Here is a 16,578-nt window from a genome sequence, read left to right on the forward strand (position 1 = left end):
TGGGCTGATCCGGGCCGCGGGTCGATGGGGTCAGGGATAGCTGACGACGTTCACCGGGACGGTGCCGGGTGGGGTGACCCCGCCGGTGTCGTTGATGACGTGGGTGATGGTGCCCTTGTAGTTGAGCGACACCGTGCACAGCGAGTGGAAGCGGACGCCGGCGTTCACCGGCGCTTCGAAGGCGTTGTAGGCGCTGACCGACGGGTTGACGTTGAAGAAGTTGTAGCTGCCCAGGCCCCACGCCTCGTGCGAGGTGACGTGGTCGGCGACCTTGTACGCCGCGTAGCCGTTGCGGCCGCTCGGCCGGTTCCAGCTGGCCTGGTTCGGGACGTCGTACGGCATCTCGTTCTGGAAGAAGATCGTCCGGCCGCCCTGGCCGTTCCAGATCACCTGGGTCTTCTGGTAGTGCTCGACGAACAGGCCGGTGGCGAGCACGTTGTTCCCGTTGACGATCACACCGGTGTCGCCGGTCGCCTCGGTCCAGCCCCAGGTGCCGGCGTTACCGTGGTCGGCGCGCCAGGCCCAGGTGTGGTCGATGATCGTGTGGTGGCTGTTGACGATCAGGCTGGTCGTCGCGTGGCCGGGGATGTAGCCGCCGATCCGGAAGAAGACGTCCTGCAGGGTGGTCGGGTTCGCGGCGTGGTTGGCCGACGACCCGGCCGGGCCGACGGTGAGCAGCGCCTGGGAGTTCGTCGTCCCGGCGTCGAAGAGGATGCCCTTGATCCGGACGCCGTCGACGTCCGCGACCTGCATCGCGTTGACGCCGTTGTCCGGGATCAGGGTCGGGTAGCCGATGCCGAGGACGACGGTGTTCGGCCGGGTCACGTTGAGGGTCTGGTTCAGGTGGTAGATCCCCGGCGTGAAGAAGAGGTTGCAGCCGGAGGCGAGCGCCGCGTTGATCGTCGACGCGGTGTCACCGGCCTTGACGACGTAGAACTGGCTCATCGGGATCGACGTCCCCGGGGTGGAGCCGTTCGCCCAGCTCGCGCCCGAGGCGTTGGTGCGCAGGGCCGGGGTGAAGACGCGGTACTTACCGGTGTTGTCGAGGTAGAGGTAGGGGACGTCGCGGGAGACCGGCGTGGTCGCGAGCGTCGTCTCGGGCGGGTTCGGGAAGGTGGTCGGCGGGGCGCCCGGCGTCCCGGAGAAGACCATGTTCCAGACGCCGCCGTCCCAGCTGCCGAGGTTGCTGTCGCGGGTGTACGACTGCTGCTGCGAGATGGACGCCGTCTGCCCGGACACCTTGGAGTCGGCGATGTAGCCGCCGCTGGCGAAGCCGTAGCTGGCCGGGTAGAGCTGCAGGTTGCCGCGGATGTCCATCCGGCGGAACGGCGCCGCCTGCGCGACCGCCCAGCGGTTCGAGCCGCCGATCGGGTTCACGGCCAGGTTCTCCGCGGACCGCCAGAAGTTCTGCAGCGCGACGCCTTGATCGGACTCGTTGAATGCGTCGACCGTGATGGCGCCGTTGATGACCACGTCGCCGGGGTTCTGGCCGAGGCCCGCGACCGAGGTGTAGTAGCCGACGTCGTCGTGCACGCTGTAGGCGCCGGGTTTGAACAGGTGCGCGATCCGGCCGGTGCCCATCTGGTGGGTCAGCGTGTCCTTCTGCGCGTTGAAGTCGGCGTCGAGCTGGGCCTGGATGGCGGTGTTCGACATACTCGGGTCGAAGATCCGGGTGTTCGGCCCGAAGTTCGGGACGTCGGGCTGGGTCGTGCAGCTGATCGGCGTACTCCCGATCGTGTACGTCGCACTCGCCACCGCCGAGTTCGCCAGCCCGGCCTTGAGCCCGATCGCGTTGATCGTCCGGGACGTCGCGACGCTGATCGGGCCGCTGTAGAGCGTCGAGGACGCCGTCGGCGTCGAACCGTCGACCGTGTAGCGAATCGTCGAGCCGGCGGTCGCCGTCGCGATCGTCACCGTCTGCGCGGTCGCGTAGTTACCGCCGCCGGGGGAGAAGGTCGGCGTCGCGACCGCCGGCGTGGCCGAGCCGTGGGTGTAGCTGAAGTGCGGACTGTCGTACTGCGGGCCGCCCTTCTCGTAGGTGAACCAGTAGTCGACGACGCTGCCCGACGTCAGGCCGCTGACCGTCTTGCGCCAGGTGCCGCCGCTCAGGTCCATCCGGAAGTTCTGCTGGCCCTGACCGGTGACGATGTAGTGGACGTCGACGTACACCGCGGGCGTGGTCGGGGTGAAGACGATCTGGGCCTGGGTCGCGTTCAGTGAGCTGACGGACTGCGTGTAGTCGTCGGCGGCCTTCGCCACGCCGCCCACCAGGAGGGTCGAGCACAGGGCCAGGACGAGGGCGATCACGGTCGCGCGCCAGCGGGCGCGACGTCGGCGGGTTCGGTTCGGACTCACGGGAACCACCTCCGGGGCGGGAAGATGCAGGGGTGTGAGAGCGCTCTCACCCGCCGGAACCGTAAGCGTGATCGAGGGTTCGGGGAAGAGGTCGGCGACTGACATCGAGAGACTGAAAATCAATCACGCGTTTGGTGGGTAATCGGTTGCCGAATTACTTTAGGAAGTTCCGTTTCTTAACTGGAAGTGTGGGGCAGGATGCGGGCAGTTGCCCCTGCCATGAACTTTCCCGGAGGTACCAACTATGAGATTCCGCCCCGTCTCATCCGCTCTGACCGCGGCCGCGCTGCTGGGAGCCGGTCTGCTGCCGGCCGTCGGCGCGTCCGCCGCGCCCCAGGCGGAGCCGAGCGACCAGTCCGCGCTGACCGTTCGCGAGGCGCCCGCCGCGGTGAACGCCCCGGCGGCCGCCAAGCGCGTCGTCGGCTACTTCACCGAGTGGGGGGTCTACGACCGCAACTACCACGTGAAGAACATCAAGACCAGCGGCTCGGCGTCCAAGCTGACCAACATCGTCTACGCCTTCGGTAACACCACCGGCGGCCGCTGCACGATGGGCGACTCGTACGCTGCCTACGACAAGGCCTACGACGCGGCCGGCTCGGTCGACGGCGTCGCCGACACCTGGGACGCCGGCGCGTTGCGCGGGAACTTCAACCAGCTTCGCAAGCTGAAGCGCGAGTTCCCGAACATCAAGGTGGTCTGGTCGTTCGGCGGCTGGACCTGGTCCGGCGGCTTCACCGAGGCCGCGAAGAACCCGACCGCGTTCGCGAACTCCTGCTACAGCCTGGTCGAGGACCCGCGCTGGGCCGATGTCTTCGACGGTATCGACATCGACTGGGAGTACCCGAACGCCTGTGGTCTGAGCTGTGACACCAGCGGGCCGAACGCCTTCAACAACGTGATCACTGCGCTGCGCAACCGCTTCGGCTCCTCGGCCCTCGTCACCGCGGCGATCACCGCCGACGGCACCAACGGCGGCAAGATCGACGCGACGAACTACGCCGCGGCGGCGCCCAAGCTCGACTGGATCATGCCGATGACGTACGACTACTTCGGTGCGTTCAACGCGCAGGGCCCGACGGCTCCGCACTCGCCGCTGACGTCGTACAACGGCATCCCGCAGGCCGGTTTCCACAGTGATGCGGCGATCCAGAAGCTGAAGAGCAAGGGCATCCCGGCCTCCAAGCTGCTGCTCGGCATCGGCTTCTACGGCCGCGGCTGGACCGGCGTCACCCAGGCCGCCCCCGGCGGCCGCGCCACCGGCGCCGCGCCGGGCAAGTACGAAGCGGGGATCGAGGACTACAAGCTCATCTCGACCCGCTGCCCGTCCACCGGCACCGTCGGCGGCACGGCCTACGCCTTCTGCAACGGCCAGTGGTGGGGCTACGACACCCCCGCCACCATCCGCAGCAAGATGACGTACGCCAACCAGCAGGGCCTCGGCGGCGCCTTCTTCTGGGAACTGTCCGGTGACACCACCAACGGCTCCCTGATCACCGCGGTCAAGACCATCGGCTGATCACCCTTCGCAGACGGCGCCCGGGCAGCCCCCGGGCGCCGTTTCGCGTTCCGGCACCCGTCGACCGCGCGCGGGTCAGAGGGCCAGGACGTGTTGCTGGACGAGGATGGCGGCGCCGCGGAGGGCGGCGTCCTGGCCGGCGTGGGCGGTGACGATCCGCAGGCCGGTGGTGGCCAGGGGCAACGAGCGGGCGTAGAGGGTTTCGCGGATCCCTGCGAGCAGGCTGTCACCGGCTTGGGACAGGGAGCCGCCGACGACGATGACCGAGGGGTTGAGCAGGTTGACGGCGGCGGCCAGGACGGTGCCGATCTCACGGCCCGCTTGGCGAACCGCCGAGGTGGCGGCGGTGTTGCCGGAGCGGACGAGCTCGACGATGTCCTGGCTGGACGTCGCGCCGTCCAGCTTCGCGGCGAGCGCGGACGCCGAAGCGACCGCCTCCAGACAGCCGAGGTTGCCGCAGCGGCACATCTCGGTGTTGCCGGGGGTCTGGATGTGACCGATGTCGCCGGCCGCGCCCTGCGCGCCGCGGTGCAGGCGGCCGCCGCTGATGATGCCCGCGCCGATGCCGGTGGCAACTTTCAGGAAGAGCAGGTGCTCGACGTCGGCGTACTGGGTAGCGTGCTCGCCGAGCGCCATGATGTTCACGTCGTTGTCGACCAGGACCGGGACGCCGAACTCGCCGCCGAGCCGGCCGACGACGTCGTACGCGTCCCAGCCGGGCATGATCGGCGGGTGGTTCGGGCGGCCGGTCGAGTGCTCGACCGGGCCGGGCAGGCCGATGCCGACCCCGGCCAGCTCGGTCTTGGCGCGACCGGCGCCGCGGAGCAGCGCGCGGCCCGTCTTCGCGACCGTTCGCAGGACGGCCTCCGGCCCTTCGGCGATACTCAGCGGCGTGTTGGCGCGGTCGAGGATCTCGCCGTGCAGGTCGGTCAGCGCGACCGTCACGTGGGTGGCGCCGATATCGGCGGCCAGGATCACCCGGGCCGCCGGGTTGAACCGGAAGCGCGCGGCCGGCCGGCCGCCGGTGGACTCGGCGTCGTCGTACGGGACGACGAGCCCGGTCGACAGCAGCGACTCGATCCGGATGTTCACCGTCGAGCGGCCCAGGCCGCTGGAGTCGACGAGCTCGGCGCGGGTCCGCGGCCGGCCGTCGAGGAGCAGCCGCAGGAACAGGTCGGAGCCCGCTGGGTCTTGTTCGCCGATCACCGGACGAGCTTACGACGAAATCCTTTCGCCGATCGGTTCTTGACTTTCGATTGACGTGTGGCAAAAGTCGTCCTAAGGTCCGGTCACCGCCCATTTCGAGGAGTAACGATGTTGCTTCCCTCCGTACGGAAACGTTACCGACGGCCGATCGCGGCCGTGACCGCCGTGCTGATCGCGCTTCCCGGCCTGGTGACCGGGCCGGCGCGGGCCGCGCTGCCCCCGCAGGAACCCGGCGTCACGCTCCGGGTCTTCGACCTGCAGGCCCCGCTCGACCGGCTCTGCACGCTCAAACCCCGGCAGACCCCCAACGTGGACAAACTGCTGCCGACGATCAACTGGAGCAGCACCGACGACTTCGGTATCGCGGACCAGTTCGTCTCCGAGGTGACCGCGAACCTGAACATCACCGCGGCCGGCCGCTACGAGTTCCGGCTCACCAGCGACGACGGCTCCCGGCTGCTGCTCGACGACGAGCTGGTGATCAACCACGACGGCCTGCACGGCTCGGATCCGGCCGCGACGGCGTCCGTGGAGCTGGCCGCGGGTTCGCATCCGCTGCGGATCGACCACTTCGACAACCTGCACGGGCAGGAGATCAAACTCGAGTGGCGGACGCCGAACTCGGAGGCGTTCGTCCTCGTCCCGACGTCCGCCTTGAGCACCGACGCGGACGTCGTCCGGGTGACGTCCCCCGGCCAGAAGGAATGTGAGGCCTCGACCGACTCGCCGGGTGACGGGCTGCCACTCGACAGCGTCTATCCGGGCCTCACGCTGACCAACCTGCGGCCGGACGGTTTCGAGCCGCAGGTGACCGGGATGGACTGGCTGCCCGACGGCCGGCTCGCGATCACCACCTGGGGCGGGACGGATCTCGTCCAGGGCGAGGTCTACCTGCTCAGCAACGTCACCGGCGCGACCGATCCGGCGAAGGTGAAGTTCCAGCGCTTCGCGACCGGTCTCAAGGAGCCGCAGGGGATCAAGTACGTCGACGGCAAGCTCTACGTCTCCGAGAAGAACCGGCTCGTCGAGCTCAACGACGCCAACCGGGACGGCGTCGCCGACACCCCGCGGACGGTCGCGACCTGGCCGTACGGCGGCAACTTCCACGAGTTCGCCTTCGGCCTGCTCTACTCGGCCGGCTACTTCTACCTGAACCTCTCGGTCGCCATCAACTACGGCGGCGCGACGACCGACCCGCAGCCGGCGGCCAATCGCGGGACGACGATCAAGATCGACAAGCGCACCGGCGCGGTCACCTATCTCGCGGGCGGGCTCCGGACGCCGAACGGGATCGGCTGGGGCCCGGACGGCGACATCTTCGTCGCCGACAACCAGGGCGGCTGGCTGCCGTCGAACAAGATCGTCCGGATCAAGCCGGGCCGATTCTTCAACCACTACACGAATCCCGCCGGTCCGTTCGACTCCACGCCGGTGACCGCGCCGGTCGTCTGGCTGCCGCACAACGAGATCGCGAACTCGCCGACCAACCCGATCCTGCTCAAACGCGGCCCGTTCGCCGGCCAGCTCGCGTACGGCGACGTCACGTACGGCGGCCTCCAGCGGGTCTTCCTGGACAAGGTCAACGGCGAGTACCAGGGCGCGGTCTTCCGGCTCACCCAGGGGCTGGAGTCCGGCGTCAACCACCTCAGCGAAGGTCCGGACGGCGCGCTCTACACCGGCGGGATCGGCGCCGGCGGCAACTGGGGCCAGGAGGGCAAACTCAAGTTCGGTCTGCAGAAGCTGACGCCGAACGCGACCAGTGCCTTCGACATCAAGGCGATGCGCGCGGTGGCGGGCGGGTTCGAGCTCGAGTACACCCAGCCGATGTCGGCGGAGACGCTGCAGGAGCTGGCGAAGAAGTACCGGGTCCAGCAGTGGCGCTACCACCCGACGATCGGGTACGGCGGTCCGAAGATCGACAACCAGACGCTGCGGGTGACGACGGCGACGCCGTCCAAGGACGGTAAGAAGGTGACGCTGCGGATCGACGGTCTGCGGGCCGGGCACGTCGTCCACGTCCGTTCGCCGCGGCCGTTCGCTTCGGCGTCCGGTACGCCGTTGTGGAGCACGGAGGCCTGGTACACGCTGAACTCGCTGGTCGGCGGTCAGCTGCCCGGCCAGACCTACGAGGCGGAGAAGGCGACCCTGCGCAACGGCGCCGGCGTCAACAAGAACCACAGCGGGTACTACGGCCCGGGCTTCGTCGACGGTTACACCAGCGAGGGCGCCGAGACGATCTTCACGGTGAACGTGCCGAAGGCGGCGACGTACAACGCCGGTCTGCGGTACTCCAACGGGCCCAACCCGCCGGGGCTGAAGTCGCTGAGCATGTACGTGAACGGCGTCAAGGTGCAGCAGACCAGGCTCGCCAGTACCGGGATCTGGAGCGCATGGGCCGTCCAGACCGAGCCGCTCCGGCTGAAGGCCGGGAAGAACACGATCTCCTACCGGTACGACGGTCTGGACACCGGCAAGGTCAACCTCGACAACCTGACCATCGCCGAGGCGACCCGGATCCAGCTCTTCGACGGCCGGAACCTGGATGCCTGGGAGAAGAAGGACGACGGCAGTCCGGCGACGTGGCCGATCGCCCGCGGCTCGATGGAGTCGCTCGGCGGTGACATCAGGACCAAGCAGGAGTTCGGCGACTTCAAGCTGCACATCGAGTGGCTCGAGCCGGACTACCCGCCGGACGTGACCGGTCAGCGCCGCGGGAACAGCGGCGTCTACCTGCAGGAGCGGTACGAGATCCAGGTGCTGGAGTCGTTCGGGCAGCCGCCGCGGAACAACGAGGCCGGCTCGATCTACTCCAAGAAGGCGCCGGACGTGAACGCGGCGACCGCGCCGAACACCTGGCAGAGCTACGACATCACCTTCCGCGCGGCGCGGTTCGATGCGGCCGGCAAGGTCGACAACGCGCGCGTGACGGTGGTCTGGAACGGTCAGACCGTCCATCGTGACGTCGCGATCGACGGCGGTACCGGCGGCAATATCCCGGAAGGCCCGACCCCGGGCGCGATCAGGCTCCAGGACCACGGCGACCCGGGCGCGAACCCGCGCTTCCGCAACGTCTGGATCGAGCCGATCGGCTGACAAGCCCCGAGGGGCCCGTTCGACCCGGGCCCCTCGGCCCGGTCGGCAGCAGCCACGCTCTTGACGAGGCGCTGCCGACTCCCTACTTTGTGTTGCTCATAACCAAAAGTCCGTGCACGGCTGTCGAAAGTCGGGGGAGCACTCGGTGGATCTGCTGCGCATGACGGGGATCGTCAAACAGTTCCCCGGCGTCCGGGCGCTGGACGGCGTCGATCTGGACGTGCGGGCCGGTGAGGTGCACTGCCTGCTCGGGCAGAACGGCGCGGGGAAGTCGACGCTGATCCGCGTGCTGACCGGCGCGCACCAGCCGGACGCCGGGTCGATCGCGATCAACGGCGAACCGGTCCGGCTGAACAGCCCGACCGCGGCGATCGAGCGTGGGATCGCGGCGATCTACCAGGAGCTCGACCTGGTGCCCGAGCTGGCCGTCGCGGAGAACATCTTCCTCGGGCACGAGCCGTCGTCCTTCGGCTTCAGCCGCCGGCACGAGGCGAACACGCGGGCCCGCGAGATCCTGACCGGGCTCGGCCACGCGGAGATCCCGCTGCACCGGCCGGTCGGCTCGCTCCCGGCCGCGGGGCAGCAGGTCGTCAGCATGGCTCGCGCGTTGTCGCGGGACGCGCGCCTGATCGTGATGGACGAGCCCTCCGCGGTTCTCGATCCGGAGGAGGTCTCGAACCTGTTCCGGGTGATCCGCGGGCTGACCGCGCGCGGCGTCGCCGTCGTCTACATCTCGCACCGGCTCGAGGAGATCCGGGAGATCGGCGATCGGGTCACGGTCCTCAAGGACGGCGCGACGGTCTCGACCGGCCTGGATGCGCGGGAGACGCCGACGCAGGAGCTGATCCGGTTGATGACCGGTCGCTCGATCGAGTACGTGTTCCCGCCGCGGCAGGAGATCCTGACCACCGCGCCGACCGTCCTGAGCGTGAGCAGTTTGAGCCGGGCGGGAGAGTTCGCCCCGATCTCCTTCGAGGTCCGCGCCGGGGAGATCCTCGGCCTGGCCGGGCTGGTCGGCTCGGGCCGGTCGGAGATCCTGGAGACCGTGTACGGCGCTCGGCGTCCGGCCACCGGGGTCGTTCGGGTGGACGGCCGGGAGCTGAAGCCTGGGCGGGTCCAGGCGGCCGTGCGGGCCGGGGTCGGCCTGGCGCCCGAGGAGCGCAAGAGTCAGGCGTTGCTGCTCGACGAGGCCGTCTACAAGAACATCACCGTCTCGACGCTCGACCGGTTCGCGCGCGGCGGTCTACTCAAAGGCTCGGCCGAGCGGGCGGCCGCGAGCAAGCTGGTCGAGGCGCTCGACGTCCGTCCGGCCGGTGTCGAGCGACCAGTCCGCAATCTGTCCGGCGGCAACCAGCAGAAGGTCGTGCTGGCCCGTTGGCTACTGCGGGACTGCCGCGTGTTGCTGCTGGACGAGCCGACCCGCGGTGTGGACGTCGGAGCACGTTCGGAGATCTACGCGCTCGTGCGGAAGCTGGCCGCGAGCGGCGTGGCGATCGTGCTGGTCTCCAGCGAGGTCGAAGAGGTGCTCGGGTTGGCTGACCGGGTGATCGTCATGCGGGAGGGCCGGGCCGTCCACGCCGGGCCGGCTGAGGAGATCGACGAACACCGGGTGCTCGACCTGGTGATGGAAGGAGCCACTCGATGAGTCAGGACACTGTCGGAGCACCGGCGGCGCCGCGCTCGACGAGCCTGCTGAAGACCGGAGCCGGGCGCAACCTCGGCCTGGTCGTCGCGCTCGTCCTGCTCTGCATCGTCGGCGCGGCGACCGCGGGGGACACCTTCGCGACCGGCGCCAACGTGCTGACGATTCTGCGCCTGGCCGCCGTCATCGGCGTGGTCAGTATCGGCATGACGTTCGTGATCACCGGCGGCGGTATCGACTTGTCGGTCGGCGCCATGGTCGCCTTGGCATCGGTCTGGGCGACGACCCTGGCGACGCAGCAGCTGGCCGAGGACTTCCACTGGATCGTGATGGTCTCGACCGCGCTGCTGGTCGGCGCCGCCTGCGGTCTGGTGAACGGTCTACTTGTTGCCTACGGCAAGGTGGTCCCGTTCATCGCGACGCTGGCGATGCTTGCCGGTGCTCGTGGTTTGGCGGAGATCATTTCGGATCGCCGGACGCAGATCGTGTCGAACAACTCCTTTGTCGACTTCTTCGGTGGCACGTTGATCGGCGTCCCGGTGCTGGTGTGGATCTTCTTGCTGGTCGCCGCGGCCGGTTGGGTGGTGCTGAACCGGACGACGTTCGGACGGCGGACGTTCGCGGTCGGTGGTAATGCCGAGGCGGCGCGGCTGGCCGGGATCAAGGTCCAGCGGCACACGGTTGCTTTGTATGTGCTTGCGGGTCTGTGCTGTGGGATCGCGGCGGTGATGCTGATGGCGCGGACGACGACCGGCAGCTCGACCCACGGCCAGCTGTATGAGCTCGACGCGATCGCGGCTGTGGTCATCGGCGGCACGCTGCTGTCGGGTGGTCGCGGGACGATCGTCGGCACGGTGTTCGGCGTCCTGATCTTCACCACGTTGAACAACGTGTTCACCCTGAACAACCTGAGCATTTCCGCCCAGTCCGTCGCGAAGGGCCTGATCATCGTGATCGCGGTCCTGCTCCAGCAACGTTTCGCCCGCTCATAGGAGAGAGACCGATGTTCCGACGTACCGCCCTCACCGTCACCGTTGCCGGCCTCGGCGTCCTCGCACTGGCCGCCTGTACCAGCAACACCCCCAAGGCCGAGCCGAACAACCCCGCGCCGCAGGCCGCGGCCAGCGGCAAGAACGACGAGCCCGGTCAGAAGGTGAAGATCGGCTTCTCGGCGCCGGCCGCCGACCACGGCTGGATGGGCGCGATCACCAAGGCCGCCCAGGCCGAGGCGAAGAAGTACTCCGACGTCGAGCTGCTGGTTGCCGAAGGCACCAATGACGTGAACCTGCAGATCAGCCAGGTCGAGACCTTCATCAACCAGAAGGTGGACGCGATCGTGCTGCTGCCGTTCGACGGCGCGGCGCTGACTCCGGTGGCGACCAAGGCGATGGAGGCCGGCATCACGGTCGTCAACGTCGACCGCGAGTTCGACAGCCCGGCCGCCGCGCGGACGACGGTGCTCGGTGACAACTACGGCATGGGCGTTTCGGCCGGCGGTTACGTGTGCTCGCAGCTGAAGGACAAGAAGGACTCGATCGTGGCGGAGATCGCCGGGATCGACTCGCTGCCGTTGACTCAGGACCGGAGCAAGGGCTTCAAGGATGCGCTCGCCGAGTGCGGGCTGAAGGTGAACAACCGCGTCGCCGCGGAGTTCACGGTGGAGTCGGGGGAGAAGGCGGCGGCGAACCTGCTGCAGGCTGCGCCGAAGATCGACGCGATCTGGAACCACGACGACGACCAGGGCGTCGGCGTGATGGCCGCCATCAAGAACTCGAACCGCAAGGACTTCTTCGTCGTCGGCGGCGCCGGCTCGGCCAATGTGATGAAGGAGATCAAAGCGGGGAACTCCCTGATCAAGGCGACTGTCATCTACCCGTCGACCCAGGGTGCGGACGGGATTCGGCTGGCGCGTCTGCTGGAGCAGAAGAAGGCCCTGACCGACCTGGTGGAGGTCGAGGTCCCGCGCACAGTGCAGCTGTTCGCGCCGGTCGTCACCAAGGACAACGTGGACCAGTACCTGCCGACGGCCTTCGAGAGCTGATCGCCGGGGTGGCCCCTGGTCGGGTGATGATGGGGGCTCCGGTTCTGAGGGGGCTCAGGTGCAGATCAGCTTCAACGCGGATGACCTCAGTCATGTGCGCCTGAGCTCGGCCGGTCCGGTGGTGGAGTCCGCGCTGGCGGCGACAATGCTGCAGGTCGCGGGCTGCGCCGGTTCGCAGCGGTGGCAGGGGCGCTGGCGCCGGACGGTCGCGCCCCGGGTCGCTCAGGACGGGTTGGTTCGGCGGTTGCTGGAGGTCTGTCGGCCGCCGGCCCACGTTCTGGATCTGTGCCTGCCGACTGCGGGGGCCAGGAGTCTCGACGAAGGGCTGGACCGGCTGGCCTCGTTGGGGCCGGACTACTACCAGACCGAGTTGGAGGCGCTGGAGACCCCGCCGTACCAGCGTCCCGTGCCGCGCTGGACCGAGGAGCTGGTCACCCGCGACAAGCGGGCCCGGCGGGGGCTGGTCCGGGCGGTGCAGACGATGTACGAGCAGACGCTGGACGGCGCGATCGCGGCGTCCAGCGAGGCGGCCGCCCGCCGGTTCGTCGACGACCGCGTGCGGGAGCTCGTGAGCGGCGGCATCGGCCAGATGCTCGCCAACCTGCACCCGACCATCAGCTGGGCGGCGCCGGTCCTCACGATCGATCTCCCGGGTTCGGAGTCCCGGCACTTCCCGGCCGGCCACGGCGGGTTCGTGATCGCACCGTCCATCTTCGCGACCCGCGTAATGTTCTTCCTGGACACGAAGTTCGAGCGCCCCGATCTGCTCGTCGTCCCGATTACGCCGGTGCCCGACCAGCACGACCCCCAGCTCGACCGCCTGCTCGGCGCGAATCGGGCCGCTGTGCTCGCGCTGTTGGCTCAAGGACCGTTGTGTACGACGGACATCGCCACTCGCGCGGGCCTCTCACCCGCCGCGGCCAGCGACCACGCTCGGGTCCTGCGCGAAGCTGGTCTGCTCACCACCGACCGCTCCCGCCGGGCCACCCACACCATCACCCCGACCGGGGCTGCCCTCCTCGGGCAGCCCTAGCGGTTCATGGCCCAGATTGCCGCATTCAGCGCGGTGGCGAACGTCGTCCAGAGCCAATAGGGGAGTAGTAGCCAGGCGGCTGCGGGCCGGACGGTGCGGAACGCCCAGATCGTCGTCCCGATCGCGAGCCAGAGCAGGACGATGTCGACCAGAGCTGTGCCGCGCAGGCCGGCGCCGAAGAAGAGCGGCGTCCAGAGGGCGTTCAGCACGAGCTGGACGCCGTACGGGACGAGCTGCCAGCTCCAGCCGCTGCGTCGCCAGACCAGCCATCCGCTGACGGCGATCATCACGTAGAGGATCGTCCAGACCGGGCCGAACAGCCAGCTGGGTGGGGCCCATGCGGGCTGTTCGAGTCCGGCGTACTGCGAGCTGGTGTCGGTGACGGCCAGGACGCCGATCAGCGCGGCGGTGGCGGCGGCCGCGCCGAAACCGGCGCCGACGACGATTGGGCGGACAGCGTGGGTCGTCATGGGGTACCCACCGTGCGGAGGAAGGGGCGGATGAGGGCGACGGCTTCGTCGAGGTGGGATTCGAGCAGCCAGTGGCCGGCGTCCTCGAACAGGTGCAGGTCGGCGTTGGGGAGGTCGGCCAGGTAGGCGCGGGCCGCCTCGGCGGGCATGTAGCCGTCTTGCGGGCCCCAGATGATGAGGGTGGGCGGCTGGTACTTGCGGAGGTAGGCCTGGTAGTCGGGGTAGCGGCGAACGCTGTCGGCGATCTCGAGGAAGAAGCCGATCATGATGTCGCGATTGGGCTCCATGAGCGGCCAGGCCAGCTGCCACAGGTCAGGGCTGATCCGTTCGGCGGTCTCCGGCGGGACCTCGCCGAGTACCTCGTCGCGAAGTCCGTCCGCGCTCACCGCCTCGGCGAGCACCGCCTGCCGCTCCGGAGTCGGCTCAGCCCAATAGGCCTTCAAGGACTCGTACTTCGGGCCGAGCGTCTCTTCGTACGCATCGCCGTTCTGAATGATCAGCCCCGCAACCCGCTCCGGATCACGCAGCGCCAACTGGAACCCCACCTGCGACCCGTAGTCGAACAGATAGAGGACGAACCGCTCCACCCCCAGCCGCGCCAAGAACTTCTCGAGCAGCTCCGCGTAACCCCCGAAGCTGTACTCGAACCCCTCCGGCGCCGAGCTGTACCCGAACCCAGGAAAGTCCGGCGCCAGCACCCGCCACTCATCCGCCAGCGCCGGCATCAACCCCCGATACTGAAACGACGACGACGGATACCCATGCGGCAACAACACCACCGGCCCATCCGCCGGCCCCGTCTCCCGATAAAACACCGAGACCCCGTCAACCTCCACCCTCCGATGCACCACACCCGCCATCCCCAGCTCCTCTCCTCGACGTCCACGCACATCCCGGATGCAGACACCTACTGCGCGAGCGGCATGGGGCAGGTTGGCTCGGTGGCGGCGTCGGCGAGGTCGTAGGCGACCAGGGGGCAGTGCAGGCAGTAGAGCAGGCCGTCGACGGCGTTGGTGATCAGCTCGTGGTCGGTTGGCTGGATGACCGACGGGGTGTCTTCGACCTGCACATCTGCGTGGTTCCCCGCCGGGGGAGGTTTCATGCGGGGAGTGGGGGTACCGGACGGCGCGGGCGCGGCCGACGGTGTCGCGCCGGGACGGGAGTTGGTTCGGATGTCGTCACTTCGGGCGCTGGTGTTGAGTTGCTCGCTGAAGAAGTCACCGGCGAAGTCGAGTTCGGAGTTGATCGGCCGGGAGCTGCTGACCGCGCTGGTCGACCATGACGTGACCGGTGAGCTGGTCCGCGTGGTCGACCACGACGTCCGGTTCGGCGTCAGCGTCGACGAGGGGGACGGCGACGAGTGGCCGGCGTTGCGGGAGCAGGTGCTGGCCGCGGACATCCTGATCATCGCGACCCCGATCTGGATGGGCCAGCCGGCCAGCGTCTGCAAGCTGGTCCTCGAACGGCTGGATGCCGAGCTGTCGGAGAAGGACGCCGAGGGCCGTCCGCTCGTCTACGGCAAGGTGGCCCTGGTCGGTGTCGTCGGCAACGAAGACGGCGCGCACCACGTCACCGCCGAGGTCTTCCAGGCCCTGAACGACGTCGGCTTCACCCTTCCGGCCGCCGGCGCGACGTACTGGGTCGGCGAGGCGATGGGGTCGGTCGACTACAACGAAGCCGGCCCCAAGCCGGACACCACCGGCGCCACCACCAAGACCGCGGCCGCGAACGCCGCCCACCTCGCTCGCGCCCTGCGCGACAACGCCTACCCCGCAACCTGAGGAGAACCCGATGAGCAAGATCGCCTTTCTGGTCGCCGCCGAAGGAATCGAGCGGGTCGAGCTCGCAGACCCGTGGCAGGCCGTCAAGGACGCCGGACACGAGCCGGTGCTGGTCAGCCCGGACAGCGGCGAAGTCCAAACCTTCGACCACCTGGCCGCCGCCGACAAATGGCCCGTCGACCAGCCGGTCGCCGACGTAACGGTCGCCGACTTCGCCGCGCTCGTCCTCCCCGGCGGCGTGGCGAACCCGGACGCGTTACGCCGCGACGACCGATCCGTTGCCTTCGTCAAGGACTTCGTTGCCTCCGGCAAACCCGTCGCCGCGATCTGTCACGCGCCGTGGACGCTCATCGAGGCGGACGCCGTCCGCGGCCGCACCCTGACGTCCTGGCCGAGCCTCCGCACCGACCTCAGCAACGCCGGCGCAACCTGGGTCGACCAAGAGGTCGCCGTCGACGACAACCTGATCACCAGCCGCAACCCCGACGACCTCCCAGCCTTCTCCGCCACCCTCCTGAAAGCACTCAGCTGACGCATAACCGCGGGTACTGGATCACTGGTTCCACGGGGGCTCGGCAGAGGGTCTGCCGGCATCAGCGAAAGGACGCATCATGGAGTTCCTGCTCTGGATCATCGCGGCGATTCTCGTCATCTCCGGCATCGTGTCGATCGTCCGCGGCGCCCTGCTGTGGGGCGTCGTCCTGATCGTCGTCGGCCTCCTCGTCGGCCCCGGCGGCGTCAGCATCTTCACCTGATCCCCTCGCCGGTCTGGTTGGCTTCGGTGACGAGTTCGTCGGCCAGTTGGCGGAGTTTGACGTTGCGGGTCTGGGAGAGGCGGGTGAGGAAGGCGAAGGCGCGTTGGTGGTTGAGGGTGTAGCGCTCCATCAGGATGCCGACGGCCTGGCCGATCATGCCGCGGGTCTGGAGGGAGTCGGTGAGGTTGCCGACCTGGTGCGCGTAGGCGATCGCGACCGCCGACTGGTGGCTGAAGAGCGGGCCGAGCGCGGCCAGGTCGTCGAAGGCGCCGACGGCGGTCGAGTAGAGGTTCAAGGCTCCTTGAGACTTCGGCGCGTCGAACAGCCGTAGACCGGCTTGGGCGCGGATGCCGGCGGCGACGGCGATCGCGGCGTACTTCGGGAAGCGCTGGTCGACGGCCAGGTCGGGGCTGATCACGTGCTGCCCGTCGGTCGCGGCGTCGTAACACGGGCCTTCGCGCAGCTCGTACTGCGCCATGTCGAGCGGGAGCAGCAGCGGGTCGGTCGGGGCCTCGGTCTCGACCCGGCCGTCGGTGTGTTTGATCGTGATACTGGCGTACTCGACCTGGGGCAGGACGCTGACCGCGGCGGCGGTGATCTGGCCGAGAGTGTGGTCAAGATCGCCGGGCGTCAGTGATTTGGCCAGTAAGCCGGCTGCTTCGAGTAGTCGCACATCATCCATC

Annotated in this window: 15 protein-coding genes; 9 read left to right on the top strand and 6 right to left on the bottom strand. The window is 68.7% G+C overall.

Translation table 11 applies throughout. The features are described 5' to 3' along the window. Positions 1 to 30: 30 nt before the first annotated feature. Entirely contained in the window at positions 31 to 2,355 is a 2,325-nt protein-coding gene (locus tag ACZ6ZD_RS31890; RefSeq protein WP_465677648.1) for a chitobiase/beta-hexosaminidase C-terminal domain-containing protein, read from the bottom strand. A 244-nt stretch (positions 2,356 to 2,599) separates the two neighbouring features. Here ACZ6ZD_RS31890 and ACZ6ZD_RS31895 point away from each other — a divergent pair, with 244 nt between their 5' ends. Further along, complete coding sequence (locus ACZ6ZD_RS31895; protein WP_465677649.1) at positions 2,600 to 3,874, top strand: glycoside hydrolase family 18 protein; 1,275 nt, start codon at positions 2,600 to 2,602, stop codon at positions 3,872 to 3,874. A gap of 75 nt (positions 3,875 to 3,949) precedes the next feature. Here the strand turns inward: ACZ6ZD_RS31895 and ACZ6ZD_RS31900 are convergent, their stop codons facing one another. Beyond that, the gene (locus ACZ6ZD_RS31900) at positions 3,950 to 5,080 is read right to left on the bottom strand and encodes an ROK family transcriptional regulator (RefSeq protein WP_465677650.1); all 1,131 of its coding nucleotides are present in this window, start codon (positions 5,078 to 5,080) and stop codon (positions 3,950 to 3,952) included. 108 nt (positions 5,081 to 5,188) lie between these two features. Here ACZ6ZD_RS31900 and ACZ6ZD_RS31905 point away from each other — a divergent pair, with 108 nt between their 5' ends. The 5 genes from ACZ6ZD_RS31905 to ACZ6ZD_RS31925 all read left to right on the top strand — a co-directional run bounded on the left by ACZ6ZD_RS31905 (position 5,189) and on the right by ACZ6ZD_RS31925 (position 12,889). Next, positions 5,189 to 8,173: a 3-keto-alpha-glucoside-1,2-lyase-like domain-containing protein gene (locus ACZ6ZD_RS31905; RefSeq protein ID WP_465677651.1), complete on the top strand. Its 2,985-nt coding sequence runs from the start codon at positions 5,189 to 5,191 to the stop codon at positions 8,171 to 8,173. Between the two features lie 145 nt (positions 8,174 to 8,318). Next, positions 8,319 to 9,818 carry a sugar ABC transporter ATP-binding protein gene (locus ACZ6ZD_RS31910; protein ID WP_465677652.1) on the top strand — a complete coding sequence of 500 codons (1,500 nt, stop codon included), beginning with the start codon at positions 8,319 to 8,321 and terminating at the stop codon, positions 9,816 to 9,818. Then, positions 9,815 to 10,807, top strand: a complete 993-nt coding sequence (locus tag ACZ6ZD_RS31915) for an ABC transporter permease (protein ID WP_465677653.1) — start codon at positions 9,815 to 9,817, stop codon at positions 10,805 to 10,807. The genes ACZ6ZD_RS31910 and ACZ6ZD_RS31915 overlap by 4 nt, the downstream gene beginning before the upstream one ends. Positions 10,808 to 10,818: 11 nt before the next feature. After that, entirely contained in the window at positions 10,819 to 11,856 is a 1,038-nt protein-coding gene (locus ACZ6ZD_RS31920) for a substrate-binding domain-containing protein (RefSeq protein ID WP_465677654.1), read from the top strand. Between the two features lie 58 nt (positions 11,857 to 11,914). Then, the gene (locus ACZ6ZD_RS31925) at positions 11,915 to 12,889 is read left to right on the top strand and encodes an ArsR/SmtB family transcription factor (RefSeq protein ID WP_465677655.1); all 975 of its coding nucleotides are present in this window, start codon (positions 11,915 to 11,917) and stop codon (positions 12,887 to 12,889) included. Here the strand turns inward: ACZ6ZD_RS31925 and ACZ6ZD_RS31930 are convergent. From ACZ6ZD_RS31930 to ACZ6ZD_RS31940, 3 genes are read right to left on the bottom strand one after another with little or no spacing between them, the layout of a single operon-like run. Then, entirely contained in the window at positions 12,886 to 13,359 is a 474-nt protein-coding gene (locus tag ACZ6ZD_RS31930; protein ID WP_465677656.1) for a TspO/MBR family protein, read from the bottom strand. The two genes, ACZ6ZD_RS31925 and ACZ6ZD_RS31930, sit on opposite strands and share 4 nt — an antisense overlap. Next, positions 13,356 to 14,219 (bottom strand): alpha/beta fold hydrolase, encoded by an 864-nt coding sequence (locus tag ACZ6ZD_RS31935; protein ID WP_465677657.1) that lies wholly within the window; start codon positions 14,217 to 14,219, stop codon positions 13,356 to 13,358. The genes ACZ6ZD_RS31930 and ACZ6ZD_RS31935 overlap by 4 nt, the downstream gene beginning before the upstream one ends. Before the next feature lie 47 nt (positions 14,220 to 14,266). Next, entirely contained in the window at positions 14,267 to 14,461 is a 195-nt protein-coding gene (locus tag ACZ6ZD_RS31940; RefSeq protein ID WP_465677658.1) for a hypothetical protein, read from the bottom strand. Between ACZ6ZD_RS31940 and ACZ6ZD_RS31945 the strand changes: the two genes are divergently transcribed. From ACZ6ZD_RS31945 to ACZ6ZD_RS31955, 3 genes are all read left to right on the top strand, one after another. Then, positions 14,460 to 15,140, top strand: coding sequence for a flavodoxin family protein (locus ACZ6ZD_RS31945; RefSeq protein ID WP_465677659.1), 681 nt, complete (start codon positions 14,460 to 14,462; stop codon positions 15,138 to 15,140). The two genes, ACZ6ZD_RS31940 and ACZ6ZD_RS31945, sit on opposite strands and share 2 nt — an antisense overlap. A gap of 10 nt (positions 15,141 to 15,150) precedes the next feature. Continuing rightward, entirely contained in the window at positions 15,151 to 15,672 is a 522-nt protein-coding gene (locus tag ACZ6ZD_RS31950) for a type 1 glutamine amidotransferase domain-containing protein (protein ID WP_465677660.1), read from the top strand. A gap of 79 nt (positions 15,673 to 15,751) precedes the next feature. After that, positions 15,752 to 15,895, top strand: a complete 144-nt coding sequence (locus ACZ6ZD_RS31955) for a GPGG-motif small membrane protein (RefSeq protein WP_171679088.1) — start codon at positions 15,752 to 15,754, stop codon at positions 15,893 to 15,895. On the opposite strand, the gene ACZ6ZD_RS31960 is transcribed toward ACZ6ZD_RS31955, so the two are convergent. Further along, a complete protein-coding gene (locus ACZ6ZD_RS31960; protein ID WP_465677661.1) occupies positions 15,888 to 16,577 on the bottom strand; it encodes a GAF and ANTAR domain-containing protein in 690 nt (229 codons plus the stop codon). The genes ACZ6ZD_RS31955 and ACZ6ZD_RS31960 overlap by 8 nt on opposite strands. Between the last annotated feature and the right edge of the window lies 1 nt (position 16,578).

It is taken from the genome of Kribbella sp. NPDC104218 (assembly GCF_055584105.1).

What these genes read in the sequence shown, in the direction of transcription:
- ACZ6ZD_RS31895 (WP_465677649.1), top strand. Translation starts at nt 2,600, where the DNA reads ATGAGATTCCGCCCCGTCTCATCCGCTCTGACCGCGGCCGCGCTGCTG.
- ACZ6ZD_RS31905 (WP_465677651.1), top strand. Translation starts at nt 5,189, where the DNA reads ATGTTGCTTCCCTCCGTACGGAAACGTTACCGACGGCCGATCGCGGCC.
- ACZ6ZD_RS31915 (WP_465677653.1), top strand. Translation starts at nt 9,815, where the DNA reads ATGAGTCAGGACACTGTCGGAGCACCGGCGGCGCCGCGCTCGACGAGC.
- ACZ6ZD_RS31920 (WP_465677654.1), top strand. Translation starts at nt 10,819, where the DNA reads ATGTTCCGACGTACCGCCCTCACCGTCACCGTTGCCGGCCTCGGCGTC.
- ACZ6ZD_RS31930 (WP_465677656.1), bottom strand. Translation starts at nt 13,359, where the DNA reads ATGACGACCCACGCTGTCCGCCCAATCGTCGTCGGCGCCGGTTTCGGC.
- ACZ6ZD_RS31935 (WP_465677657.1), bottom strand. Translation starts at nt 14,219, where the DNA reads ATGGCGGGTGTGGTGCATCGGAGGGTGGAGGTTGACGGGGTCTCGGTG.
- ACZ6ZD_RS31945 (WP_465677659.1), top strand. Translation starts at nt 14,460, where the DNA reads ATGCGGGGAGTGGGGGTACCGGACGGCGCGGGCGCGGCCGACGGTGTC.
- ACZ6ZD_RS31940 (WP_465677658.1), bottom strand. Translation starts at nt 14,461, where the DNA reads ATGAAACCTCCCCCGGCGGGGAACCACGCAGATGTGCAGGTCGAAGAC.
- ACZ6ZD_RS31950 (WP_465677660.1), top strand. Translation starts at nt 15,151, where the DNA reads ATGAGCAAGATCGCCTTTCTGGTCGCCGCCGAAGGAATCGAGCGGGTC.
- ACZ6ZD_RS31955 (WP_171679088.1), top strand. Translation starts at nt 15,752, where the DNA reads ATGGAGTTCCTGCTCTGGATCATCGCGGCGATTCTCGTCATCTCCGGC.
- ACZ6ZD_RS31960 (WP_465677661.1), bottom strand. Translation starts at nt 16,577, where the DNA reads ATGGATGATGTGCGACTACTCGAAGCAGCCGGCTTACTGGCCAAATCA.